The sequence below is a fragment of the Bradyrhizobium sp. STM 3566 genome (assembly GCF_045571445.1).
GTDB lineage: Bacteria > Pseudomonadota > Alphaproteobacteria > Rhizobiales > Xanthobacteraceae > Bradyrhizobium > Bradyrhizobium vignae.
The window spans coordinates 5,635,188-5,657,425 of the sequence record NZ_CP120692.1; the positions used below are offsets into that span (position 1 = coordinate 5,635,188).

22 protein-coding genes and 1 tRNA gene are annotated in these 22,238 nt (G+C 65.0%); 7 read left to right on the plus strand and 16 right to left on the minus strand.

The window, feature by feature from the left end:
* Nucleotides 1–61 precede the first annotated feature (61 nt).
* The 8 genes from rpe to P6U27_RS27305 all read right to left on the minus strand — a co-directional run bounded on the left by rpe (nucleotide 62) and on the right by P6U27_RS27305 (nucleotide 8,798).
* Nucleotides 62–799 carry a ribulose-phosphate 3-epimerase gene (rpe, locus tag P6U27_RS27270; RefSeq protein WP_209294420.1) on the minus strand — a complete coding sequence of 246 codons (738 nt, stop codon included), beginning with the start codon at nucleotides 797–799 and terminating at the stop codon, nucleotides 62–64.
* Nucleotides 796–1,731, minus strand: coding sequence for a CbbX protein (cbbX, locus tag P6U27_RS27275; RefSeq protein ID WP_162500397.1), 936 nt, complete (start codon nucleotides 1,729–1,731; stop codon nucleotides 796–798). The genes rpe and cbbX overlap by 4 nt, the downstream gene beginning before the upstream one ends.
* Before the next feature lie 98 nt (nucleotides 1,732–1,829).
* Nucleotides 1,830–2,237, minus strand: a complete 408-nt coding sequence (locus P6U27_RS27280) for a ribulose bisphosphate carboxylase small subunit (protein WP_122406815.1) — start codon at nucleotides 2,235–2,237, stop codon at nucleotides 1,830–1,832.
* An 11-nt stretch (nucleotides 2,238–2,248) separates the two neighbouring features.
* Complete coding sequence (locus P6U27_RS27285; protein ID WP_122404739.1) at nucleotides 2,249–3,709, minus strand: form I ribulose bisphosphate carboxylase large subunit; 1,461 nt, start codon at nucleotides 3,707–3,709, stop codon at nucleotides 2,249–2,251.
* 31 nt (nucleotides 3,710–3,740) lie between these two features.
* A complete protein-coding gene (gene fba, locus P6U27_RS27290; RefSeq protein WP_122404740.1) occupies nucleotides 3,741–4,826 on the minus strand; it encodes a class II fructose-bisphosphate aldolase in 1,086 nt (361 codons plus the stop codon).
* A 13-nt stretch (nucleotides 4,827–4,839) separates the two neighbouring features.
* The gene (tkt, locus tag P6U27_RS27295) at nucleotides 4,840–6,858 is read right to left on the minus strand and encodes a transketolase (RefSeq protein WP_209294421.1); all 2,019 of its coding nucleotides are present in this window, start codon (nucleotides 6,856–6,858) and stop codon (nucleotides 4,840–4,842) included.
* Nucleotides 6,859–6,874: 16 nt separating this feature from the next.
* Nucleotides 6,875–7,750: a phosphoribulokinase gene (locus P6U27_RS27300; RefSeq protein ID WP_027570916.1), complete on the minus strand. Its 876-nt coding sequence runs from the start codon at nucleotides 7,748–7,750 to the stop codon at nucleotides 6,875–6,877.
* Between the two features lie 10 nt (nucleotides 7,751–7,760).
* Nucleotides 7,761–8,798: a class 1 fructose-bisphosphatase gene (locus tag P6U27_RS27305; RefSeq protein WP_122404742.1), complete on the minus strand. Its 1,038-nt coding sequence runs from the start codon at nucleotides 8,796–8,798 to the stop codon at nucleotides 7,761–7,763.
* 120 nt (nucleotides 8,799–8,918) lie between these two features.
* Between P6U27_RS27305 and P6U27_RS27310 the strand changes: the two genes are divergently transcribed.
* Entirely contained in the window at nucleotides 8,919–9,896 is a 978-nt protein-coding gene (locus P6U27_RS27310) for a LysR family transcriptional regulator (protein WP_122404743.1), read from the plus strand.
* A 241-nt stretch (nucleotides 9,897–10,137) separates the two neighbouring features.
* Here P6U27_RS27310 and P6U27_RS27315 read toward each other — a convergent pair whose 3' ends face one another.
* From P6U27_RS27315 to P6U27_RS27340, 6 genes are all read right to left on the minus strand, one after another.
* Nucleotides 10,138–10,335, minus strand: a complete 198-nt coding sequence (locus P6U27_RS27315) for a hypothetical protein (protein WP_129143919.1) — start codon at nucleotides 10,333–10,335, stop codon at nucleotides 10,138–10,140.
* Between the two features lie 129 nt (nucleotides 10,336–10,464).
* Nucleotides 10,465–10,884 (minus strand): DUF4118 domain-containing protein, encoded by a 420-nt coding sequence (locus P6U27_RS27320; RefSeq protein WP_129143920.1) that lies wholly within the window; start codon nucleotides 10,882–10,884, stop codon nucleotides 10,465–10,467.
* A 138-nt stretch (nucleotides 10,885–11,022) separates the two neighbouring features.
* Complete coding sequence (locus tag P6U27_RS27325) at nucleotides 11,023–12,216, minus strand: MFS transporter (protein ID WP_129143921.1); 1,194 nt, start codon at nucleotides 12,214–12,216, stop codon at nucleotides 11,023–11,025.
* Nucleotides 12,217–12,273: 57 nt separating this feature from the next.
* Nucleotides 12,274–12,891: a TetR/AcrR family transcriptional regulator gene (locus P6U27_RS27330; RefSeq protein WP_122404746.1), complete on the minus strand. Its 618-nt coding sequence runs from the start codon at nucleotides 12,889–12,891 to the stop codon at nucleotides 12,274–12,276.
* 722 nt (nucleotides 12,892–13,613) lie between these two features.
* Nucleotides 13,614–14,714, minus strand: a complete 1,101-nt coding sequence (locus tag P6U27_RS27335) for an IS4 family transposase (protein ID WP_407192843.1) — start codon at nucleotides 14,712–14,714, stop codon at nucleotides 13,614–13,616.
* A gap of 727 nt (nucleotides 14,715–15,441) precedes the next feature.
* Complete coding sequence (locus P6U27_RS27340) at nucleotides 15,442–16,413, minus strand: N-carbamoyl-D-amino-acid hydrolase (protein WP_407192844.1); 972 nt, start codon at nucleotides 16,411–16,413, stop codon at nucleotides 15,442–15,444.
* Nucleotides 16,414–16,662: 249 nt separating this feature from the next.
* Here P6U27_RS27340 and P6U27_RS27345 point away from each other — a divergent pair, with 249 nt between their 5' ends.
* Both P6U27_RS27345 and P6U27_RS27350 read left to right on the plus strand, forming a co-directional pair.
* Nucleotides 16,663–16,893 carry a hypothetical protein gene (locus P6U27_RS27345; RefSeq protein WP_245162772.1) on the plus strand — a complete coding sequence of 77 codons (231 nt, stop codon included), beginning with the start codon at nucleotides 16,663–16,665 and terminating at the stop codon, nucleotides 16,891–16,893.
* A 221-nt stretch (nucleotides 16,894–17,114) separates the two neighbouring features.
* A complete protein-coding gene (locus P6U27_RS27350; RefSeq protein ID WP_129146249.1) occupies nucleotides 17,115–17,441 on the plus strand; it encodes a hypothetical protein in 327 nt (108 codons plus the stop codon).
* A 26-nt stretch (nucleotides 17,442–17,467) separates the two neighbouring features.
* Here P6U27_RS27350 and P6U27_RS27355 read toward each other — a convergent pair whose 3' ends face one another.
* Nucleotides 17,468–18,442: a tripartite tricarboxylate transporter substrate binding protein gene (locus P6U27_RS27355; RefSeq protein ID WP_245162775.1), complete on the minus strand. Its 975-nt coding sequence runs from the start codon at nucleotides 18,440–18,442 to the stop codon at nucleotides 17,468–17,470.
* 217 nt (nucleotides 18,443–18,659) lie between these two features.
* On the opposite strand from P6U27_RS27355, the gene P6U27_RS27360 reads away from it, so the two are divergent.
* The gene (locus P6U27_RS27360; protein ID WP_129146251.1) at nucleotides 18,660–19,058 is read left to right on the plus strand and encodes a hypothetical protein; all 399 of its coding nucleotides are present in this window, start codon (nucleotides 18,660–18,662) and stop codon (nucleotides 19,056–19,058) included.
* Between the two features lie 149 nt (nucleotides 19,059–19,207).
* On the opposite strand, the gene P6U27_RS27365 is transcribed toward P6U27_RS27360, so the two are convergent.
* A tRNA-Pro gene (locus P6U27_RS27365) sits at nucleotides 19,208–19,284 on the minus strand.
* Nucleotides 19,285–19,352: 68 nt separating this feature from the next.
* Here P6U27_RS27365 and P6U27_RS27370 point away from each other — a divergent pair.
* The 3 genes from P6U27_RS27370 to P6U27_RS27380 are packed head-to-tail and all read left to right on the plus strand — an operon-like array spanning nucleotide 19,353 to nucleotide 22,233.
* Complete coding sequence (locus P6U27_RS27370) at nucleotides 19,353–20,342, plus strand: L-threonylcarbamoyladenylate synthase (RefSeq protein WP_129146252.1); 990 nt, start codon at nucleotides 19,353–19,355, stop codon at nucleotides 20,340–20,342.
* 23 nt (nucleotides 20,343–20,365) lie between these two features.
* On the plus strand, nucleotides 20,366–21,793 hold the full coding sequence (locus tag P6U27_RS27375; protein WP_129146253.1) for an FAD-binding oxidoreductase: 1,428 nt from the start codon (nucleotides 20,366–20,368) through the stop codon (nucleotides 21,791–21,793).
* Nucleotides 21,790–22,233 carry a GNAT family acetyltransferase gene (locus P6U27_RS27380; RefSeq protein ID WP_129146254.1) on the plus strand — a complete coding sequence of 148 codons (444 nt, stop codon included), beginning with the start codon at nucleotides 21,790–21,792 and terminating at the stop codon, nucleotides 22,231–22,233. Before P6U27_RS27375 ends, P6U27_RS27380 begins: the two co-directional genes overlap by 4 nt.
* Nucleotides 22,234–22,238: the final 5 nt, after the last annotated feature.

A 22,238-nucleotide genomic window follows, 5' to 3' on the forward strand; every position in this document is an offset into this window, starting at 1 on the left:
CGTCCGCCGGGAAAGATTTCCTCAGAGCAGAGCGGCGCTGAGGCCGCGTGTCATCCGTAGTCTACCGGATACGCGCAGACTCCCTGGCACGTGTCGGCTGCGCGGAAATGTCGTGCAATCCTGCAACCCGCGCCGTCTTGGCCGCGAGGCGGATGGCCGCAATGTTGGCGGCGTATTCAGTGCCATCCCTGCCACGAAACACCGCGGATCCCGCCACCAGCGTGTCGGCGCCCGCTCCGGCAACGGCAGCGGCATTGTCGCGCGTGATGCCGCCATCGACCTCGAGCCGGATCGGCCGGTCGCCGATCATTGTTCGAATTCGTCTGATCTTCTCGATCTGGGACTCGAGGAAGGACTGACCGCCGAAGCCAGGATTGACCGTCATGACCAGCACGAGATCGATACGGTCGAGTACGTATTGGATCGCGCTTTCCGGCGTCGCGGGGCACAGGCCGACGCCCGCTTTCTTGCCGAGTGCGCGGATCGCCTGGAGCGAGCGGTCGAGATGCGGTCCCGCTTCTGCATGGACCGTGATGACGTCAGCGCCTGCCTTCGCGAACGCCTCGAGGTAGGGATCAATCGGCGCGATCATGAGATGCACGTCGAAAACCTTCTTCGTCAGCGGCCGTATCGCTTTGATCACATCGGCGCCGAAACTGATGTTCGGGACGAAATGTCCGTCCATCACATCACAATGGATCCAATCGGCGCCGGCGGCATCGATGGCCGCGATCTCCTCACCGAGACGCGCGAAGTCGGCGGCCAGGATCGAGGGGGCAACAAGGATCTCGCTGCTCATGCCCTCACGCTCCTTTCCGCAACCGGACCACCGCTGAAGACGCGGCTTGCGAGGACATCCGCCGGGTCGATGGTTTCGAGGTCGGCGACATCGAGCATGCGGTCGAGATCGGACACCAGGCGATCGGCCTGCCGCAGGCGGATGCGATCGACCGCGTTGCGGACCGAGCGCGCGTTGGAGAAGAACGGTTGGGTCCGGCGCAGCGCGATGTATTTCTCGAACGCCTCGCGTGCCGCTGCCGAGAAGCGATAACCCCGCTCCTTCAGCATCAGCTCGGCGATGACGAGCAGCTCGGCTTCCGAATAATCCGGAAATTCGATGTGGTGGGCGATCCGCGAGCGGAAGCCGGGATTCGAGGCGAAGAAGCTCGTCATCCGCTCGCCATAGCCGGCGAGGATCACGACGAGGTCCTCGCGCTGGTTCTCCATCACCTGGAGCAGGATCTCGATCGATTCCTGGCCATAGTCGCGCTCGTTGTCGGGACGATGCAGGTAATAGGCCTCATCGATGAACAGCACGCCGCCCATCGCCTTTTTCAAGATCTCCTTGGTCTTCGGCGCGGTGTGACCGATATACTGACCGACGAGGTCGTCGCGCGTCACCGAAATCACCTGCCCGCGGCGCACGAAGCCGAGGCCGTGCAGGATCTTGGCCATGCGCAGCGCGACGGTCGTCTTGCCTGTGCCGGGATTGCCCGTGAACGACATGTGCAGCGTCGGCGGTGCGGCGGCAAGGCCCGCGCGCTGCCGGATGCGCTCGATCAGCAGCAACGAGGCGATCTGGCGCACGCGGTTCTTCACCGGCTTGAGCCCGATCAGCTCCTGATCGAGCTGTTGCAGCGTATCGGTGATCCCAGCCGCTTCAGCCTCCTTGCGGAGATCGAATTGGGTCTCGCTGTGTTCGGTCGTGGTTGCGTGGGGCACATCGAGCATCGGCACCTCGAATAAAAGGGCTTCGCCGCAGGGGAGCGACGAAGCAGTGGTCCGCCAAGGATGCGGAGCAGGGAGAGCTCCGCGCGGAAGCGAAAGACTCAAGCTGACGCGTGCGCGGCCGGCCGGCGCACCGTGGTGTAGCGAATTGCGCGGCCCCCCACCTCCTGCCGCACGAGCTCGAACTCCGCCTCTTGCTTCGGCCGGTTGACGAGGAAGGAGATCCGCACCGATTCCCAGCCGTGGCTGGAATCGAAGCCGCTGATGCGGATGTAGCGGTCGCCGTAGACCCTGCGGCACTCGGCGAGCTCCATCATCACGCCGGCGGCATCCTGGAGATCGAACATCGGCAGGCCCCACATCTCCCAATAGGTATTGCGGGGATGCGGATCATCGGTGAACTCGATATTCACCGCCCAGCCATTGGCGAGACAGTATTGCACCTGCTTGGAGATCTGGTCATCGGTCAGATCGGGCAGATACGAGAAGCAGCCCTGGGTGATCTTCATCTCCATTCTCCTCAGACGGTTTCCAGCGCGGTCGGCACGAAGTCCGGCGTGTCGGTGGATTGATAGTTGAAAGTCACGTCCTTCCAGACCTCGAGCGCGGCCTTCAGCGGCGTGCAGGTCTGGGCCGCCTTGGCGAGGATCTCCGGCCCTTGGTGGACATAGTCGCGGCCCTCATTGCGGGCGAGGATCATCGCTTCCAGCGCCACGCGATTGGCGGTCGCACCAGCCGCAATGCCCATGGGATGGCCGATGGTGCCGCCGCCGAACTGCAGCACGACGTCCTCCCCGAGCAGGTCGAGCAGCTGGTGCATCTGGCCGGCATGGATACCGCCGGAAGCGACCGGCATCATCTTGTTGAGGCTCGCCCAGTGCTGGTCGAAGAACAGGCCGTGCTCGAGCTTGGTCGGGTTGAAGTCCTCGCGGCAGACATCGTAGTAGCCGCGCGTGGTGTTGGGATCGCCTTCGAGCTTTCCGACCACTGTGCCGGCATGGATGTGGTCGACACCGGCGAGGCGCATCCATTTGGCGATGACGCGAAACGACACGCCATGGCTCTTCTGCCGCGTATAGGTCGAATGGCCGGCGCGGTGCAGATGCAGGATCATGTCGTTGCGCCGGGCCCATTTGGCCATGGACTGGATCGCGGTGTAGCCGATCACGAGGTCGATCATGACGATGACCGAGCCGAGCTCCTTGGCGAACTCCGCGCGCTCGTACATGTCCTCCATGGTGCCCGCGGTGATGTTCAGATAGGTGCCCTTCACCTCGCCCGAGGCAGCCTGCGCGCGGTTGACCGCCTCCATGCAGTAGAGGAAACGGTCGCGCCAATGCATGAAGGGCTGCGAGTTGATGTTCTCGTCGTCCTTTGTGAAATCGAGCCCGCCCTTCAGCGCCTCGTAGACCACGCGGCCGTAGTTGCGGCCGGACAGACCAAGCTTCGGCTTCACCGTCGCGCCCAGCAGTGGCCGGCCGAACTTGTCGAGCCGCTCGCGCTCGACCACGATGCCGGTCGCCGGTCCCTGGAACGTCTTCACATAGGCGACCGGAAAGCGCATGTCTTCGAGGCGCAGCGCCTTGAGCGGCTTGAAGCCGAACACGTTGCCGATGATCGAAGCCGAAAGATTGGCGATGGAACCCGGCTCGAACAGGTCGAGATCGTAGGCGATGTAGGCGAAATACGAGCCGGGCGAGCCCGGGAGGGGATCGACGCGGTAGCACTTGGCGCGATATTTCTCGGCCGCTGTCAGGCGATCGGTCCACACCACCGTCCAGGTCGCGGTTGAGGATTCGCCGGCAACGGCAGCCGACGCCTCGATGGGGTCGACGCCCTCCTGCGGCGTGACGCGGAACAGCGCGATCACGTCCGTGTCCTTCGGCGTGTAATCGGGCTCCCAATAGCCCATGCGCTTGTATTCCATCACGCCGGAGCGATAGCGCTCTTTGCCGCGGACCGTGCCTGCATGTGCGTTCATGGCTCTCTCCTGCTCTTCTCTCTCTGAATGACTAGGCTGCGACCGGTTCGCGGGCGTCGATGCGCGGATCAAGCTCGCCGGCGCGATAGCGCCGCGCCATCTCGCTCATCGGGACCACTTTGATCTTGCTCGCATGGCCCGCCGTGCCGAACTGCTCGAACCGCTCGCGGCACAGCTCTCGCATCGCGTCCATCGCGGGCTTGAGGAACTTGCGCGGGTCGAACTCGGAGCGCGCCTGGGCCGCCACTTTCCGGAACACGGCGGTCATCGCCAGCCGGCAATCGGTGTCGATATTGACCTTGCGCACGCCGCTCTTGATGCCGCGGACGATCTCCTCGACCGGCACACCCCAGGTCTGCGGCATCTCGCCGCCAAACTCGTTGAACATGTCCTGCAGCGGCTGCGGCACCGACGAAGAGCCATGCATGACGAGATGTGTATTCGGCAGCCGGCGATGGATCTCCTCGACCACTCGCATTGCCAGGATGTCACCATCGGGCTTGCGGCTGAACTTGTAGGCGCCATGCGAGGTGCCCATCGCGATCGCCAAGGCGTCGACCTTCGTCGCACCGACGAAGTCGACGGCCTGGTCCGGATCGGTCAACAGCTGGTCGTGGCTGACCTTGCCCTCGACACCATGACCGTCCTCCTGCTCGCCACCGCCGTGTTCCAGCGAGCCGAGCACGCCGAGTTCGCCTTCGACCGAAGCGCCGACCCAATGGGCGAGATCGACGACGCGGCGGGTGATCGCGACATTGTAGTCATAGTCGGCCGCCGTCTTTGCATCGGCCTTGAGCGAGCCGTCCATCATCACCGAGGTGAAGCCATGGGCGATGGCGGAGGCGCAGGTCGCCTCGTCATTGCCGTGGTCCTGATGCATGCAGAGCGGGATATCGGGATAGGTCCGCTCCAGCGCGTCGATCATATGCGAGAGCATGAGATCGCCAGCATAGCTGCGCGCGCCGCGCGAAGCCTGGATGATCACGGGCGCGTCGACCTCGGCCGCCGCCTGCATGATCGCAATGCCCTGCTCCATGTTGTTGATGTTGAACGCCGGCACGGCATAGCCGTGACTCGCGGCGTGATCGAGCAATTGGCGAAGGGTGATACGGGCCAAAGGGTCGTCCTCCTTATTGGCTCTTGCGGGCGATCGCCCGGCGGGCGGCTTTCGCAATGCTCTGCGGCGTGATTCCAAATTCGCGATACAGCACGGGCGCGGGCGCTGAGGCGCCGAAGCCGCGCATGCCGACGAATTCGCCGTCCATCCCGATCCAGCGCGACCAGTCGCTCTGCACGGCCGCCTCGATGCCGACGCGCGGCGCAGTGCCGAGCACGGAGGCGCGGTAATCTTCCGGCTGCTGCTCGAACAGTGCGAAGCAAGGTGCAGAGACCACAGCGGCGCGAATGTGCTCGGTCGCGAGCAGACGCGCGGCTTCCATTGCAATCGACACTTCGGAGCCGGTTGCGATGAGCGTCACATCGCGGCCGCCGTCCGGGGAGACAACGAGGTAAGCACCGCGCGCGACGCGGTTTTTGCCGCGCGCATCGCTGCGGAAGGTCGGCAGGGCCTGCCGCGACAGGCACAACACGGATGGACGGTGCTCCGCCATAAGCGCGCAATCCCAGGCCTCCAGCGTCTCCACGGCATCAGCCGGCCGGAACACGAGCAGGTTCGGAATGACGCGCAGCGCCGCGAGATGCTCGACCGGCTGATGCGTCGGCCCGTCCTCCCCGAGACCGATGGAGTCGTGCGTCATCACATGGATCACGCGCAGCCGCATCAAGGCCGCAAGGCGGATCGCGGGCCGGCTGTAATCGGAGAACGCGAGGAACGTGCCGCCGTAGGGGATGAAGCCGCCATGCAGCGCGAGGCCGTTCATCGCGGCGGCCATGCCGTGCTCGCGGATGCCGTAATGGATGTAGTCGCCGGCGAACGCACCGCTCTTGACCGGAGCCTGCGCCTTGGCATGCGTCAGGTTCGAATGCGTCAGGTCCGCGGAGCCGCCGACCAGGCCGGGAATCGTCCCGGCGATGGCATCGAGCACCTGTTGCGAGGCCTGCCGCGTCGCGAGCTTTGGCCGCTCGCTGGCGAAGCGTTCGCGCAATTTCGCCGCGGCGAGCGCGTAGGCGGCGGGCAGAGTCACGGCCTTGCCCTCGACGAACAGATCGCGCTGCTCTGGCGTCGCACCTTCGTAGCGATCGAGCCAGGCGAGGCGATCGACCTGCCCACGCTGCCCGATCATCCGCCACGCCTTGAGCACCGGGATCGGCACCACGAAGGGCTGATAGTCCCAACCAAGCGTCCGCCGCGCCGCTGCCGTCTGCTCGGTGCCGAGCGGCGCGCCATGCGCCTTCTCGGTGCCCTGTCTACCAGGCGCGCCATAGCCGATGGTGGTGCGGCAGGCGATCAGCGAGGGTTTTGCGGTTTCGCGCTCTTCAGCAATCGCCTGCGCAACGGCTTCGGGATCGTGCCCATCGACCCGGCGCGCCGACCAGCCAGAGGCGGCGAAGCGCGCGAGCTGGTCGTCCGACGTTGCGAGCGAGGTCGGGCCGTCAATGGAGATGCCATTATCATCGAACAGCACGATCAGCCGGCCGAGCCCGAGATGGCCGGCAAGCGAGATCGCCTCCTGGCTGATGCCTTCCATCAGGCAGCCATCGCCCGCGATGACATAGGTGTAGTGATCGACAAGCCCGTCACCATGCCGCGCATTGGCCATGCGCTCGGCGAGCGCCATGCCGACCGCGGTCGCGATCCCCTGCCCCAATGGGCCCGTCGTGGTCTCGACGCCCGGCGTATGACCATATTCGGGGTGCCCGGGCGTCTTCGAGCCCCATTGCCTGAAGGCCTTGATGTCGTCGAGGCTGACATCGCCGCCGGTCAGGTGCAGCAGCGCATAGAGCAGCATCGAGCCGTGGCCCGCCGACAGCACGAAGCGGTCGCGGTCCGGCCAGTTGGGATGCGCCGAGTCGAATTTCAGGAAGCGCGAGAACAGCACGGTTGCGACATCGGCCATGCCCATGGGCAGGCCGGGATGGCCCGACTGCGATGTCTCGATGGCATCGACCGCGAGGAAGCGGACAGCGTTGGCGAGATCGTTGTGCGTGACGGCCGTGAGGTCGGCTTCAGCATGGACGGAGATGTTCATCGGATCCTCTCCCTGTTCACTTCAAGCTGCGCTTGCGCTCGATCAGCTGCATGATCAGCGGCGTCAGGATCAGTTGCATCGCGAGATCGAGCTTGGCGCCGGGGCAGACGATCGAATTGGCGCGAGACATCCAGCTCTGCGGCAGCATCGAGAGCAGATAAGGGAAGTCGATGCCGCGCGGATTCTTGAAGCGGATCACGACCATCGATTCGTCCGGCGTCGGGATCCAGCGCGCGATGAACGGATTGGAGGTATCCACCGTCGGCACGCGCTGGAAATTGATGTCGGTCTCGGTGAATTGCGGGCAGATGTAGTGGATGTAGTCGGGCATCCGCCGCAGGATCGTGTCAGTGACGGCCTCGGTCGAATAGCCGCGCGCGCTGCGGTCGCGGTGCAGCTTCTGGATCCATTCGAGATTGATGACGGGCACGACGCCGATCTTGAGGTCGGCATAGCGCGCGACATTCACCTTATCCGTGACCACGGCGCCGTGCAGTCCCTCGTAGAACAGCAGGTCGGAGTTCTCCGGCAGCTGCTTCCAGTCGGTGAAGGTGCCGGGCGCGGCGCCATGCAGCGCCGATTCCTCGGCGTCGTGAACGTAATGCCGCGTCACCGCCGTGCCGGTCTCGCCGTAGTCGCGGAAGGCGCGCTCCAGCTCCTCGAACAGGTTGGTCTCGGGGCTGAAATGGCTGAAGTGCTTGTTGCCGCGCTCGGCCTCCTTCGCCATCTGCGCGCGCATCTCGGCGCGGTCGTAGCGATGGAAGGCGTCGCCCTCGATGTAGACGGCGTTGACCTTCTCGCGGAAAAATATCTGCTCGAACGTCTTCTTGACCGAGGTGGTGCCGGCGCCGGACGAGCCGGTGATGGAGATGATCGGATGCTTCCTTGACATGCTCGTCCTCCTACAGCCGGAAGAATCCACGCCGCGCGAACAGCGGCGCTGAAACGCTGGCGACCAGCAGCGGATCGCAATGCAGCTCCTCGACGCGCCGCACCTCGTTGCTGGAGCCCATGATCAGCGGCACGCGCTGGTGCAGGCTCTGCGCGGACAGATCGAGGATGCGCTCGCGCCCGGTCGAGGCCGAGCCGCCGGCGTGCTCGATGATCATCGCCATCGGATGCGCCTCATAGGTGAGGCGCAGGCGGCCGTCGCCGTAGCCGGGGCGCGCGTCCGAGGGATAAAGGAACACGCCGCCGCGGGTGAGGATGCGATAGGCTTCCGCGACCAGCGAGCCGATCCAGCGCATGTTGAAATCGTGGTTGGCGGGCCCCTCGACGCCGGCGAGGCATTCATCGATGAAGGCGCGCACCGGCGGGTCCCAATGCCGGCGGTTCGACGCATTGATCGCGAACTCCTCGCAGGTCTCGGAAATCTGCGCACCGCTGCGCGCGAGGCGGAAGCAGCCGGCCTTGCGGTCGAGCGTGAAGATGTCGACGCCGACGCCGAGCGTCAGCACCAGCGAGGTCTGCGGGCCGTAGGTGACGAAGCCCGCGGCGAGCTGTGCCGAGCCGCGCTGATGGAAGGCCAGCGAGAGATCATCAGGCGCCGGCAGGATCGAGAAGATCGTGCCGACGGTCATGTTGATGTCGATGTTGGAGGAGCCGTCGAGCGGATCGATCGCGATGCAGATGCGGCCCTCGCGGTCGACGATCTGGGCCTCGCGCATTTCTTCGGACGCCAGCGCCGCGATCGGCAGCCGACCGAGGCAGCGGCGCAGGATCGCGTCGGCCTGGACGTCGAGATCCCGTTGGACATCGCCGTCGCTGTTGCGGCCCCTGGTCAGACCGGAGCCGGCGGCGAGATCGCCGGAGGCGATGAGGTCGGCAATCTCGATCGCGGCCGCTGCGATGGCATCGACGGCGCCCGCCACCGCGAGCGCGTGAGGTGCGGTCTCGGAATACCGTTGAAGATGGTCGTCCAGCCTGAGTCGCCCGGTCATCTGCGTCCATCCCTGTGCCGGCGCCGCATCCAGTTTCCCTCCCCTCTGGAGGTTGGCGCGGTCGGTCCCGGCATCAGGAGATTGACAGGGGCAGCCTAATAAGGAAAATTTCTAATCATAATGAGCCTCAAAGAATTTTCTTATAATGGCCCCGGCCATGCGGCGACCCAGCTTCGGCATCTGACGATCCGGCAGCTGCGCTCGCTTGCGGCGCTGTCGGCCAAGGGCAGCGTCACGGCGGCCTCCAGCCATCTCGGGCTGACGCAGCCGGCCGTGACCCAGCAGCTCCGGCAGCTTCAGGATCTTGCCGGCCTGCCGCTGGTGCAGCGGACCGGCGACGGCATGCTGCTGACGGAGGCGGGCAAGGAGGTGCTGGCGCTGGCCGAGCGGGTCGAGGCCGCCATCACGGATTGCCAGGGCGCACTGGACCTGCTGGCGGGCCGGACCGGCGGCACGGTGCAGCTTGGCGCGGTGTCGACCGCGAAATATTTCGTGCCGCACGCGATCGCGGCGTTCTCCAAGCGCTATCCCAAGATCGAGATCAAGCTGACCATCGGCAATCGCGAGGAGATCCGCGAGGCCATGCACGGCTACGACCTCGATTTCGCGGTGATGGGTCGGCCACCGGCCGACGTCAGCGTCGACGTCCGTCAGCTCGGACGCAATCCGCACATCATCGTCGCGCGCAAGGGCCACTGGCTGGAGAAGGATTCCGGCCTCAACCTCACCGACCTCGTGCACGAGACCTTCCTCACGCGCGAGCCCGGCTCGGGCACGCGGACACTGATGGAGGGCATGTTCCAGAAGTCGGATCTCGAGCCGATCATCGGCATGGAGATGAGCAGCAACGAGACCATCAAGCAGGCCGTCATCGCCGGGCTCGGCATCGCCTTCATCTCGGCCCACACGGTGGCGCATGAGCTTGCCGAGGGCCGGCTCGTCGTGCTCGACGTTGCAGGGCTGCCGATCGTACGGCAATGGTACGTGATCCGCCGCAGCGATAAGGTGTTGCTGCCGCCGGCGCAGGCGATGTTCGATTTCCTGGGCTCGGAAGGATCGAATTATCTGCCTGATGTGCCCGAACTCGGCGGGCAGTAGCCGGCCGGCGCTCAGCTCATCAGCTTCATGGCGACGGTTGCCGCCAGTATCACGATGATCTGAAGCAGACGCTCCGTCGTGAAGATGCGGTTGAAGGTGCTCATCGCGTGCCCCGGCCGACGTGAAAAATGTCTCGATCGGCCCGTTGCTAGCACACAAGAGTGCGGGGCAACTCCGTAATTGCCCCGTGGGCGGTCGCGCCGTCGGCGAGCCGGTTCACGTCCACGCCGACGGCCGGCGATCAGGCCGCGAGCGGGGCGTTGCAGTCGGTGCGCGTGGCGAAATAGGCCTCCAGCTCCGACAGCGCCCGCGCTTCCCAATCCCTCGCCTGCTCCAGCAGCGACCAGCTCTGGCCCGGGCGGAATGCTGCGGTCTGGCGATAGAGCGATGCAATGCCGCGGTAGCGGCGCACGTTCTCCAAGATGGCGTGACCGTTCATGTCCGAAAACTCCCTCGTCATTCCCGCGGGAGAAACTGCGGCCAAATCTTTTTCGAAAAGTTAGCGGCGCGCGGCAAGTTCGCGGATGGTTGCCGGACTGTTGCGCGAGCGCAACGTGCGCGGCGCGATCTATTGCGAATTCGTTGCCGCGCTCTCGCCCGAAGGTTTCAGCCCGCCGCTTCTGATGATCGTCATCGTCTCGCGGCAGAGATCGGCAAGGCCGATCAGGAGCACGGCCAGGAGGCAGAACAGGTTGATGGAATCGGCATTTGCGCTGGTCAGCGAGTTGAACTGGAAGGCGGGCGGTATGAACGCCCACCACACCAGCGGAACAGTGAGCAGCGCGGCAAATACCGCCGCCGGCGCGCCGGCAACGAATGCAAGCACGAACAGGCTGGGCAGGAACACCACGAAATAGAGCTTTGCCCCGAGCGCGACGCAGATGCCCTGAAGCGCGGCCGACATTGCGACGACGATCAGCCCGAGCAAAAACGCCTGCCACGACCACGGCCGTACCCGCGGTACGCCAAACAGCCCCGTACGTCTCATGAGCCTCCCCCTGCCACCCGTTAACCAGGTGCGTTTGCGACCAAAGTACTACAGCGACGCCGGGACTGCGAGACGGAAAGTGCGTCCTCGCGGGGTTGGTAAACGGGCCGCATCGCACAATTCCGCCCATGCCGGCGGCTATTCGGTCGCCGCATAGAGCAGGCCCGCGATGGGCAGAGCGCCGCCAATGGCCGATGCGAGCACCCAGCCGCCTTGCGCGAAGGCGAAGGCTCCGACCGCGGAGCCGGCCGCACCGGCGGCGAAGAACGTCGCCATGTAGAGACCGTTGAGGCGGCTGCGGTGCTCGTGGCCGAGCACGAATATGGCGCGGAAGCCGAGCACGACATTGCCCTGGACACCGATATCGATGGCAATCGCGGCCACCACCAGACAGGCGAGATTCAGCATCGAGCCGGGCGTGCCGATATAGGTCACGAGGAATCCGGCGGCCGCGAGCAGCATCGCGACCAGCGTCGCGATGCGGCTATGGCCGCGATCGGCGAGGCGTCCTGCGATCGGCGCCGCGAACACGCCGGCAACCCCGGCCAGTGCGAACAGCGCGATGCCACGCTGGGAGAAGCCGAACTCGGCGGCGAGTTGGAGCGGCGCCACCGTCCAGAACAGGGTGAAGGCGCCGAACAGGCTCGCCTGGTAGAGTGCACGGCGCCGCAGCAGCGGCGTGGCCCGCACCAGATGCGGCATCGACAGCAACAATTCGCCGTAGTGCATGCGCGTGACAGGCTTGCGCCTCGGCAGCGTCATCCAGAGCACGGCCGTGAGCACGATCATCAGCGCGGCGGAGCAGAAGAACACTGCATGCCACGACAGCACGGCCGTGACGAAGCTCGATACCGGACGTGCCAGCATGATGCCGAGCATCAGACCGGTCGAGACGTTGCCGACGACGCGGCCGCGGATGGCTTCAGGCGCCAGATGTGCCGCATAGGGGATGATGATCTGCACCGCGACCGAGCCGAGCCCGATGAACAGCGCGGCGATCAGGAACGGCAGCGCGTGGGTCGCGAAGGCGGCGGCGAGCAGCGCCGCGGCGCCAAGCGTGATCACCGAGCAGATCAGCGCGCGATTCTCAACGAGATCGCCGAGCGGCACGATCAGCAGCAGCCCGGTGCCGTAGCCGATCTGCGTCATGGTGACGATCAGTCCCGCCGCTGCATGCGACAGGCCGAGCGCGGCGCTGATCGGGGCGATCAACGGCTGGGCATAGTAGATGTTGGCGGCGACCATGCCACAGGCCGCGGCAAGCACGAAGGTCAGGCGCTGCGACACCGCATCCGGCCCGGGCGCGGTCTCGATCGTGGCATTCATCGTCATTCACATGGACTCCAGGTAAAAGATAGGGAATGATGATTCCCTTTTGTGACAAAAAACTCAGGCGAGCAGTTTCATCGCGACGCCGACGAGGCGCTCCCCGTCGAGCGGCAGGCGGGCCTTGCCAAGGACGCGCAGACCTTGCGTGATGCAGATCATCAGCCGCGCGGTGTCATCGGCATCGACATGGCGGGGAATCGAGCCATCGGCCTGCCCCTCGCGGATGAGGCCGGCAATGAAGCTTTCGTTGCTCTTGAGCTGCGCATTGACGCGGGCGCCAACGACTGGATCGAGCGCGGACAGCTCGACCGCGCCGCCGACGACGAGGCAGCCGCGCCGCCCCTCGCTGCCCTGGGAATGCTCGACATAGGACAGCAACACGTGACGGATTCGCTCGCGGCCGTTTGCGCCGCGCGAGGCCGCGTTACGGGTCTGCTCCTGGCGCAGCACCGTATAGCGCTCGAAGGCGGCGAGAAACACCGCATGCTTGTCGCGAAACGCCTTGTAGATGCTTCCCGTAGCGAGCCGCATCGCCGCGGTGAGGTCGCCGATCGAGGTGGCATGGTAGCCGCGCTCGCGAAACACCCGCACGGCCCTGTCGAGGGCGGTGTCCATGTCGAATTCCCGGGGACGGCCGGGCGGACGGGCAGACGGAGATCGGCGGGCGGTCTTTTGCATTGCGGCATAATAGGGAATGATTGTTCCCGAATAAAGACACGTGGTTGTGAACGGGTGGTTGATGACGGCGTCGCACTTTCGCGTCCCGGAACCAGTTGCAAGCCGCGAAGCGTTGGGGGGCAGAGCCGGGACCCGAGCAACACGGCACGGTGCGGCGACGGGGCACGAGAGAGGCGTGTGGTACACGCTCTCTCCTCCTCGTCATTGCGAGGAGCCCTTGCGACGAAGCAATCCAGAATCCCGCCTCGGAAAGATTCTGGATTGCTTCGCTGCGCTCGCAATGACGGAGTGTGAGGTGACAGCGTGGTGCTCCAAGTGACGCTGTCATTCCCCCTTGTGCGCATTCGCGCACTGGGGCGGGGAATCCAGTACGCCGCGGCCTCTCGATTGAACCACTGCCGTCTCGGCGTACTGGATCGCCCGCCTTCGCGGGCGATGACGGCGAATGCGTGGCTGCAGACATGCCTTCGCGTCCTCGCGGCGCAACTCGCCCGAGCTTTGCGTCATCTCTCGCCGCTCTTGTCCAAAGGCGCAGGGAAGACCGCATAGGCGTTAAGGTAGCGCGAGCATCGATTGATACGGACGTTTTCGAGGAGGCTCGCGCAGGTGCCGCCCAAGCGCTCGCTTTCTGCGGCGAAAGCAACGGATGGTTGGTTGTGGAATGATCGCTTGTAGCAAGGATGCAACGAGTTGTTGCAAAACACGCCAAGCGCCAGGTGCCGTCAGGCGGCCTGCGTCCAGCGGGGAGAGTCCTCGAAGTCGCGGGCAAGCGGCTCGAGCAGCAGGATGATCAAGAGGTGTGCCAGCAAGTAGGGCTTGGCGGAGCGCGGATCGGTTCCAGGTGGCGTCTTGAGACCAATCAGACTCTTCAGTCGCTTGAAGCCAAGTTCGATGCGCCATCGCAGTCGATAGAGCGCGAGTACATCCTTGGTGGAGAACTCGTCCGGCGCGAGCGACGTGATCAGAATGACCCAATCCGCGGCTTCCAGAGTTTCTTTGGAGATGACGCGGTTTTCGTCTTGTGCGTCGCGCCGGGCTTTACGGCGCGAAGCCGCGACTGCACCGGCGGGCTTCTTGACTGCGACCAGACGCATAGCCAGAGGCGCACCGTCCTTGCGTTTGATCCAAATCCTCCGATCGATCAGTCCGTGCGCCTTCGCCGCACGCAATTGGGCCATCAGATCGAACGCAAGGCCTTTGGCATCAAGCCAACGTGCGTTCTTCCAGCCCGCTCGGATCAAAACGTCTGCCCCGGCGTCGCGCACAGCGGCGATGCGGTCAGGTTGTAGATAAGCGCGGTCAGCAATGCGGATCTCGTTCTTGACCACCGGTATCCGGTCAAACGTTTCGCCTTCTTGCTGATCTGTCAGCTCGAAGTGACCAAAGCGCTCATATGGCAGATCGAATGCACTATGAACGCGCCAAAGCTCACTGTTCCTGCGCGCAGCCGGTCCTGCCTGAGGCACTGTCGTCGCATCGATAATGCGGATCAGGCGGCCTCGGCTCGCTTTCGGGGCTGCCGCAGCGAGCAAGCCCTCCACCAGCACTGCAAACCAATCGCCACATTGACGCAGGCGATAGAACAACGCCACGCTGCTGAGGTCGGCAAGGCCAACAGAAGCGGCCCACGCGGCTGTCGACCTCAACCCTCTTTCACCCAGACAATAGGCCAGCATCAGCCGAAGTAACGACACCGCATCTGGAATTTGGCGCCGCCGCACGAAAGCCTTCGTCTGGCGCGCACTTATTTCAAGCTGCGCAGCCCCGCCGAGCTGCGTAACCACTCTCGTCCAGTCCTCGTTCAGAAGCGATTCGTCTGCCATCCCGCCTTGGAATCACGTGTGATTCCAACACTCAAGAACAAACTTAACGCCTATGGGGAAGACCGGGTGCTGACCTCGCACCCGCGGTCTGCTGCGCGAAAGGATCGCGCAAAAAGACCGCACAGCAGCATACAGGTGGTGCCAATCACTCGGCCTTCCCTGCGCGATGGTCGGACGGCTTATGCCGCGCTCTCCCGGGAGCCGAATTCCTTCTGGCCTCCCTCGCGCTCGCGGAATTCACCGGCAGCCGCGCCGGTTGACGCGACTGCCGCATTCGCAAGCGCTTGACCGTAGCAACGACGGCCAGGACCACACGGTTTTGCCGTACGCACGGTTCGCCATTTCGCCGCAGGGTCCGATGGCGTTGTGCACGTTGCCATCGAAGTATGACGAGACGAACCTGACAGCGCCGTTCGTCCGCACGATGCCTTAGGGCTCACGGAGAGCAATCCGCCCTGCCCCTGGCTGTTCGCGCCCGACGCTGCTGCGTCCACCGCAAGCCCGGCTCGCGACAATGACGACCTCATGATCGCCCCTCGAGAATGAGCCGGGATGCGCGACACATACGACAAATCCGAATTTCGGTAAAGTGGAATATTTTCGCGCCGGTGGGTTGACAGAGAAGCGAAACAGGCCCGGACCTGTAGCCCGGATCGAGCGCAGCGCAATCCGGGAAGTGCAAGATGCCGCGAGCGGCCCCGGATTTCGCTTTCCGCTCCATTCCGGGCTACGGGAGCATCAACCCCTTCGACAGCACCGGCGTCCCATCCGCCATCGTCGTCACGCCTTTCCGCTCGACGATCATCCCGTAAGCCCGCGGCTGGCGGTGGACGTCGAAATTGAAGGTGGTGCGCTTGTAGGAATTGCAGAGATCGAGGTCGCAGCGCGCCAGCGCGATCTCGTCGCCCTTGGTGGTGCAGGCCGCGATGATCTCGCCCGAGGGCGCGATGATGCAGCTGCCGCCGATCTGATCGACGCCCTCCTCGCGGCCGGCCTTGGCGACCCCGACGACGAAAGTGCCGTTCTGATAGGCGCCGGCCTGGATCACCAGACCATTGTGAAACAGCGAGAGATCGTCATGCTCGGGTGCGGGCGGATTGTGCACCGGCGTGTTGTAGCCGATCAGCACCATCTCGACGCCCTGCAGGCCCATCACCCGATAGGTCTCGCTCCAGCGGCGGTCGTTGCAGATCGCCATGCCAATGACGCCACCGAAGGCATCGACCACGCCGAAGCCGCTGCCCGGCTCGAAGTAGCGCTTTTCCAGATGCTGGAATTCGCGCCACGGCTCGTGCTCGGCATGACCGGGCAGATGGACCTTGCGATACTTCAGGACGATCGCGCCGCTCTTGTCGACGAGAATGGACGTGTTGTAGCGCCTGACGATTCCGGCCTCGACCGCGAGCTCGGCATAGCCAAGGCAAAAGCCGATCCCGAGTTCGCGCGCGAGATCGAACAGCGGCTGCGTCTCAGGGCCCGGCATCTCGCGCTCGAAAAAGCTGTCGATCTCGGCCTGGTCCTCGAAGAACCAGCGCGGAAAGAACGTGGTCAGCGCCAGCTCGGGATAGACGATCAGGTCGCAGCCGCAAGCGCGCGCCTCGCGCATCAACGCCATCAGCCGCGCCACGACCGCGGTCCTGGTCTCGCTCCTCGCAATCGGGCCGAGCTGGCCGGCTGCGATGGTCACAAATCTCGCCACGACTCATTCCCTTACGTTTCTGATTGCGTCGGACCTGGAGCTACCCAGCCACTGCGCGCAGCCGCCTCGGTCTTCCGCCGATGGCGCAATCAAATCCCATGCCTGGCGGGACCATCGTGCGACGGCTCGCCGACAATACCGGAACTTCGTTGCCGATCTGCAACGGTTCCACACAGTCTGAAGCCGGACAAAACAAACTCCCATTCCGGCCACGAACCGCTCTCACAAGGCCGTGAGACTACCAGGGGAATGACGATGCGTGCACAACGTGTTTGGAAAGTGAATGGGGCCGCCAGCATCGGGCAGCTTCAATCGAGACTGGACGATCTGAACAAGCGTCTGGGTCAGCTCGAAAACCAGCATCCTGACAGCTGGAAGCTCGAAGAGCTGAGGGCGAGCGTGCTGAGCCTGTCGCGCGAGATCGACGACATCCGCTGCGCCGAGGCGACAGCAGCCTTGAGCGAGCTGCTGCGGAAGTAGCCGGCGCCCGCTGATTCGGATCGCGCGCAAGGAACCAAGCTCCACGGCGGCCATTTTCATACAGAGCATGGAGCAAGATCATGAGCAGGCACCTGACGCGAGCCCATCTCGCGCGTGGCGTGGCCGGCGCGGTATCCACGCTGGTCCTATGCGCGGCGGCGGTCTTCACCATCGCGCGCCACTTTGCGTTATGAAGAATTCGGCGCTGTGAGGGATTTCGCATGACATCCGACCCCGAGGAGTCGGTGCGGCTGCAAGGCTACGGCGAGATGACGCTGCGCACGGCCGTCGAGACCTTGATGCGGCTCGCGCCGCGCAAACGAACGGACGCCGCCGTCTTCCGCGTCCGTGACGGCGTGCGCCTCGCGCAAAGCGAGATCGCCGAGCTTGCCTCAAGCTGGGGCATCGAGCCGGCGCCCCACGTACGATCGCCGAGACTGGTGCCGGAGCAGCACTGGCAAGACATCGTCCGCGGCATGGTGCGCGAAGCCCCGCTGCCGTCGCTGCTGGTGGCGTTTCTGCTGGGGGCGCTGGTGGCGCGAAGGTAGGCGCGCCGGAGCCGCTTGCAACAGCACTACTTCTGTTCGCTTGCCCGCATCTGGTCGGCGAACGGACGCAGGGCCTCCGACATGTCGTCGAGGCGCTTCTGCCACTCTGCACCAGGCAGGAAGGCGATCACCGGCTCATCCCCCGGAGAACCCGTCAGGTACTCTGGATTGCGCAGGCCCTCGGCGATCCCGGCTTCCAGCTTCTTGACGAGGTCGTCCGGAACGCCCTTGGGGACCGCGAAGCCACGCTCGGCCGTCGTCACCACTGGAAAGCCCACCTCCTCTGCCGTCGGAACGTCGGGCAGCGATGGAAAGCGCTTTTTCGACAGGATCGCGATGACGCGAAGCGGCCCCTTGTTGGCGCCATGCAGTTCGGGAATCTCGCTGAGAGTGACCATCCCGACATCCAGATGCCCGCCTAAAAGGTCAGTCCGCTGCGCCGCCGTTCCTCGGTAGGAGATCTCGTTGGGCTCGACCTTCGCGACGGAAGCGAGCATGCGAATGGCCAGATGACCGTTGGTGCCGGCGCCGTTGTGACCAAAGGTCACCGAGCCGGGCTTGCTGCGCAATGCCACAACGACATCCGGCAGATTCTTGAATCGGCTGTCCGCAGGCACCACGACGACGGTCGGATCCTCGACGACCCGTGCGACCAGCCGGATTTCATCCGTGGTGTATTGGGTTTTGCGGGTCATCGGCAGGAAGTTGTAGCCCGGCACGTTGACGACGCCGATGGAATAAGCGTCGGGCGCGGCGCGCGCAATCGCGGCAAACGCGATCTCCCCACCGGCGCCGGGCTTGTTCAGGACGACAAACTTCGCCTTGCCGCCCAGCGCGCGCTCGACAAAGGGAAGAAGCTTGCGGGCCATGACATCGGTGCCGCCGCCGGGCGCGAAGCCGACGACGACTTCGATCGGCTTCTCGTCTGGCCACGCGGCCCATGCCGGGCCGCAAGCAGCAAAACCAAACGTTGCAACGAGCGCGACGATAGTCTTGTTCATGGTTTCCAACCCTGTTCTCCTTCTCGGCGAATCACGCTCTCGAACGCGCGACCGACTATGCGCTCATCTAGCCGCCGGCCCGACCGAATGGCAACTGGTTGCCGAACGAAGCGATTTGATCGCGCGCAGGGGCTTCGGCGGTCAAGCCTGCACGCAGATGCTCCGTCGTCGAATTCCCGATAGCTTGCGCGACACATTTGCGTGCGAGAGATGTTCCATGGCGAAGGCAAACATTGGCGATCTGGAAGGTGGCGCAGCGCTGTGTGCCTGGTGCGAGGGCGTACCTTCATTCCACGATGCGACGTTGCGGGAGCTGGAGCTTCGCCAGGGCGCACCAAGCCGGCTGGTCGCCCACGCCTTCCAGATGACCCCGAAGGTCGATGCACGCGGCTATTTCGTGCTGACCAAGCATGTGGACGTCACCTTCACGATCTTCGAGCCGATCGAGGTCCAGCTGTTCGACTTCACGGAAGCGGGAATCATCTTCTCGCTCGGCATCGAAATCGATCCCGACGGCACAATACTGAGCTTCGAATCCAGCTATGGGGTGCACGGCCGGATCAAGGCCAGGCGGGTCGCGGTCTCGTTCGAGCCCCGGGCGGCCGGGTCATCCTGAAGCTGGCAAGCCATGCCACCGCAACAAGCCGCCCTGCGAGGGCCAAATCGGCCGTGGACCCGCCCCGAAAATCGTTGCAAAAAAGGCGCTCCCGAGGCGCCGGCGACCGGTCCGCCAAGCCTTCAGGAGAACGTCGACTTTTGGAAGAATGGTCGGAGTGGCAGGATTCGAACCTGCGACCCCTGCGTCCCGAACGCAGTGCTCTACCGGGCTGAGCCACACTCCGACAAGAAGGCGGCTTATAGCGTCGGGTTTGACGCACTGCAAGCGGCCGAGATGAGGAATTTTATCCCTGTGAAAACGTGTCTTGAAACGCTGATTTTGCCGGCCGGCGAGGCCGGCGCGGAAGCCGCCGCCCGGACCCTGGCGGCCGGCGGGCTGGTCGCGTTTCCGACCGAGACGGTCTACGGGCTTGGGGCGGATGCGGCCAACGCTGCGGCGATCGCCCATCTCTACGCCGCCAAGGGCCGGCCGGCGTTCAATCCGCTGATCGCGCATGTCGCTGATATCGCGGCCGCGCGGCGGATCGGGCGCTTCGACGCGCGCGCGTTGAAGCTTGCAGAGGCGTTCTGGCCGGGGCCGCTGACGCTGGTGGTGCCGAAGACCGAGGACTGCCCGGTGGCGGATCTCGCCACCGCCGGCCTCGACACGGTCGCGATCCGCATTCCCGCCCATCCGGTGGCGCAGGCGATCCTGCGCGCCTTTGGCGGGGCGGTGGTGGCGCCGTCCGCCAACATCTCCGGCCACGTCTCGCCGACGCTGGCCGGCCATGTCGAGAGCGACCTTGCGGGGCGGATCGACCTGATCGTCGATGGCGGGCCGGTCGAGGTCGGCGTCGAATCGACCATCGTCGGCTGCTTCGAGATGCCGATGCTGCTCCGTCCCGGCGGACTGTCGCGCGAGCGGATCGAGGCGGTGCTGGGCGCCCCACTCGCGCGACCCGCTATGGAAGCCGAAAGCGACGACAGCCAGCCGCTTGCGCCGGGCATGCTGGCCTCGCATTACGCGCCGCGCGCCAATGTGCGGCTCAATGCGCATGATGTCGCGCCGGACGAGGCGCTGCTGGCGTTCGGGCCGTCGCGCCTGCCCGGCATTGATGCTGCCGCGGCCGTCATGAATTTGTCGCCCACCGGTGATCTCGATGAAGCCGCGGCCAATCTGTTCGGTTATCTTCGCAGCCTCGATGCGAGAGCGCCGCGGGCGATCGCGGTGATGGCGATCCCCGAAGAAGGACTTGGCGAAGCGATCAACGACCGGCTGCGCCGGGCGGCAGTTGCCCGATAAGAAGCTTGAGAAGAGATACGAGAATGAACGTCAATAAGTCCGCCGCCCCGCCGCTTGCGCCCGAGCTGATCGACCAATTCCGCAAGATCGTCGGCGAGCGCCATGCGATCACCGATGCGACCGATATCGAGCCCTACGTCACCGAGGAGCGCAACCTGTTCCACGGCCGCTCGCCGCTGGTGCTGCGCCCGGGCTCGACCGCGGAAGTCTCCGCGATCTGCAAGCTCGCCTCGGCGCACAACATCGCCCTGGTGCCGCAGGGCGGCAACACCGGGCTCGTCGGCGGGCAGACGCCGCACAATGGCGAGGTGGTGGTGTCGCTGCGCCGGCTCGACAAGATCCGCGAGGTCGACACCGCCTCCAACACCATGACCTGCGAGGCCGGCGTGGTGCTGCAGGTCGCGCAAACGAAGGCGGCGGAGGTGGACCGGCTGTTTCCGCTGTCGCTGGGCGCGGAAGGCAGCTGCACCATCGGCGGCAATCTCTCGACCAATGCCGGCGGCACCGCCGCGCTCGCCTATGGCGTCGCGCGCGAGATGGCGCTGGGGCTCGAGGTCGTGCTCGCCGACGGGCGTGTGCTGAACGCGCTGTCGAAGCTGAAGAAGGACAACACCGGCTACAACCTGCACAACCTCTTCATCGGCGCAGAAGGCACGCTCGGCATCATCACCGCGGCAACGCTGAAACTGTTTCCCAAGCCGCGGGCGATCGAGACGGCCTTCGTCGGGCTGAAGTCGCCGGCAGCGGCGCTCAAGCTGCTCACGATCGCGCAAGGCGAAGCCGCCAATGCGCTGACGAGCTTCGAGCTGCTGTCGGAGATGGCGGTCGACTTCTCGATCCGTCACGGCATCGACGTGCGCGACCCGCTCGCACAGAAGCATCCCTGGTACGTGCTGATGGAATTGTCCTCACCCAGCGAGGATGCCCGCACGCCGCTGGAGACGATCCTCGCCCGCGCCATGGAGGAGGAGATCGTCGACGACGCCGTGATCGCGGCGAGCCTCGCCCAGCGCGGCGCGTTCTGGAAGCTGCGCGACGAGATGTCGGCGGCGCAGAAACCGGAAGGCGGCTCGATCAAGCACGACATCTCCGTGCCCGTCGCTGCGGTGCCTGCCTTCATCGCCGAGGCCGATGCCGCGGTGGTGAAGCTGATCCCGGGCGCACGGCCGGTGCCGTTCGGCCATCTCGGCGACGGCAATCTGCACTACAATGTCAGCCAGCCGATCGGCGCCGACACCGCGGATTTTCTGGCGCGCTGGCACGAGATGAACGCGGTCGTGTTCGAGATCGTGCTGCGCATGGGCGGCTCGATCTCGGCCGAGCACGGCATCGGCGTGCTCAAGCGCGACGAGCTTCCCGAGGTGAAGGACAAGACCGCGATCGAGCTGATGCGGTCGATCAAGACGATGCTCGATCCGCTGGGAATCATGAATCCGGGGAAGGTGCTGTGACCGCGCCTGCGATTGACGCCATCAGAGATGCCGACGTCGAGGGCGTCGTCGCGCTGTGGCAGCGCTGCGGCCTGACGCGGCCCTGGAACGACCCGCATGCCGACATCGCGCTGGCGCGGCGGCGCGACAATTCCACCGTGCTGGTCGGCCGCGACAACGGCGCGATCGTCGCCACCGTCATGGTCGGCCATGACGGCCATCGCGGCTGGGTCTATTACGTCGCGGTCGATCCCGGTTGTCAGAAGCGCGGCTTCGGTCGCGCCATCATGGCGGCGGCGGAGGACTGGCTGCGGAGCGCCGGCATTCCGAAGCTGCAGCTCCTCGTCCGGCGCGAGAATGCAGAGGCCAATGCGTTCTATGGCTCGCTGGGCTTCGAGCTGTCGACGTCCGTGATGTTCCAGAAGTGGCTCGACGGCCGCGCGACCACGCCAAGCAACTGAGATCG

What these genes read in the sequence shown, in the direction of transcription:
- P6U27_RS27330 (WP_122404746.1), bottom strand. Translation starts at nt 12,891, where the DNA reads ATGCAAAAGACCGCCCGCCGATCTCCGTCTGCCCGTCCGCCCGGCCGT.
- P6U27_RS27360 (WP_129146251.1), top strand. Translation starts at nt 18,660, where the DNA reads ATGGCGAAGGCAAACATTGGCGATCTGGAAGGTGGCGCAGCGCTGTGT.
- P6U27_RS27335 (WP_407192843.1), bottom strand. Translation starts at nt 14,714, where the DNA reads ATGGCAGACGAATCGCTTCTGAACGAGGACTGGACGAGAGTGGTTACG.
- P6U27_RS27350 (WP_129146249.1), top strand. Translation starts at nt 17,115, where the DNA reads ATGACATCCGACCCCGAGGAGTCGGTGCGGCTGCAAGGCTACGGCGAG.
- P6U27_RS27325 (WP_129143921.1), bottom strand. Translation starts at nt 12,216, where the DNA reads ATGACGATGAATGCCACGATCGAGACCGCGCCCGGGCCGGATGCGGTG.
- P6U27_RS27280 (WP_122406815.1), bottom strand. Translation starts at nt 2,237, where the DNA reads ATGAAGATCACCCAGGGCTGCTTCTCGTATCTGCCCGATCTGACCGAT.
- P6U27_RS27305 (WP_122404742.1), bottom strand. Translation starts at nt 8,798, where the DNA reads ATGACCGGGCGACTCAGGCTGGACGACCATCTTCAACGGTATTCCGAG.
- P6U27_RS27345 (WP_245162772.1), top strand. Translation starts at nt 16,663, where the DNA reads ATGACGATGCGTGCACAACGTGTTTGGAAAGTGAATGGGGCCGCCAGC.
- P6U27_RS27300 (WP_027570916.1), bottom strand. Translation starts at nt 7,750, where the DNA reads ATGTCAAGGAAGCATCCGATCATCTCCATCACCGGCTCGTCCGGCGCC.
- P6U27_RS27285 (WP_122404739.1), bottom strand. Translation starts at nt 3,709, where the DNA reads ATGAACGCACATGCAGGCACGGTCCGCGGCAAAGAGCGCTATCGCTCC.
- P6U27_RS27315 (WP_129143919.1), bottom strand. Translation starts at nt 10,335, where the DNA reads ATGAACGGTCACGCCATCTTGGAGAACGTGCGCCGCTACCGCGGCATT.
- P6U27_RS27320 (WP_129143920.1), bottom strand. Translation starts at nt 10,884, where the DNA reads ATGAGACGTACGGGGCTGTTTGGCGTACCGCGGGTACGGCCGTGGTCG.
- P6U27_RS27375 (WP_129146253.1), top strand. Translation starts at nt 20,366, where the DNA reads ATGAACGTCAATAAGTCCGCCGCCCCGCCGCTTGCGCCCGAGCTGATC.
- tkt (WP_209294421.1), bottom strand. Translation starts at nt 6,858, where the DNA reads ATGAACATCTCCGTCCATGCTGAAGCCGACCTCACGGCCGTCACGCAC.
- P6U27_RS27355 (WP_245162775.1), bottom strand. Translation starts at nt 18,442, where the DNA reads ATGAACAAGACTATCGTCGCGCTCGTTGCAACGTTTGGTTTTGCTGCT.
- rpe (WP_209294420.1), bottom strand. Translation starts at nt 799, where the DNA reads ATGAGCAGCGAGATCCTTGTTGCCCCCTCGATCCTGGCCGCCGACTTC.
- cbbX (WP_162500397.1), bottom strand. Translation starts at nt 1,731, where the DNA reads ATGCTCGATGTGCCCCACGCAACCACGACCGAACACAGCGAGACCCAA.
- P6U27_RS27310 (WP_122404743.1), top strand. Translation starts at nt 8,919, where the DNA reads ATGAGCCTCAAAGAATTTTCTTATAATGGCCCCGGCCATGCGGCGACC.